This is a genomic window from Liquorilactobacillus sicerae, from assembly GCF_029916425.1.
Lineage (GTDB): Bacteria > Bacillota > Bacilli > Lactobacillales > Lactobacillaceae > Liquorilactobacillus > Liquorilactobacillus sicerae.
Window position 1 is genome coordinate 1 of the sequence record NZ_JAHAVQ010000098.1, and the last position, 621, is coordinate 621.

Annotated in this window: 1 protein-coding gene; it reads left to right on the top strand. The window is 38.5% G+C overall.

Annotated elements, in window-relative coordinates:
* Window positions 1-108: 108 nt before the first annotated feature.
* A partial coding sequence (locus tag KH893_RS11430; RefSeq protein ID WP_281166230.1) for a BMP family lipoprotein occupies window positions 109-621 on the top strand: 513 nt, incomplete at its 3' end.

Sequence of the window (621 nt, forward strand, 5' to 3'; positions counted from 1 at the left end):
ATTGTACTTTTAGGCTATTTAGTAACGCATTTCAGGGGATATTACGAATAATAAATTTAAAAATCTCTGAAAGTGTGAACTTTTAGCTAATCAAGTTAGGAGAGATTTATGAATCGTTTTCGTTGGACTATCGTAGCAATAGTCGTAGTGGTCATTGCAGCAGTCGGTGCTTATTTCGGCCTGAATCGTGGAAAAACAACTTCCACTAATGATTCAGGCAAAAAATCAGTCGCGATTATCACCGATACTGGTGGGATCGATGATCATTCCTTTAACCAATCTGCATGGGAAGGTTTGCAGAAATACGGTAAAGAAGAAGGTTTATCCAAAGGGAATGGTGGATATAACTACTTCCAGAGTAATGACGAGTCTGATTACAAGCCGAATATCAACTCTGCTATTCAAGCAAAGTTCGACACAATTTTCGGTATTGGATATGCTTTGGAGCCAGCTGTTAAACAAGCAGCCAAGCAAAATCCAAAAACCAATTTCGGTATTATCGACGACACAATTCCAAATATTAAAAATGTTGTTTCAATAACATTCCATACCGAACAGTCTTCTTATTTGGCCGGTGTTGCTGCCGCCAAAGCGTCAAAGACGCAAAAGATTGGTTTTATC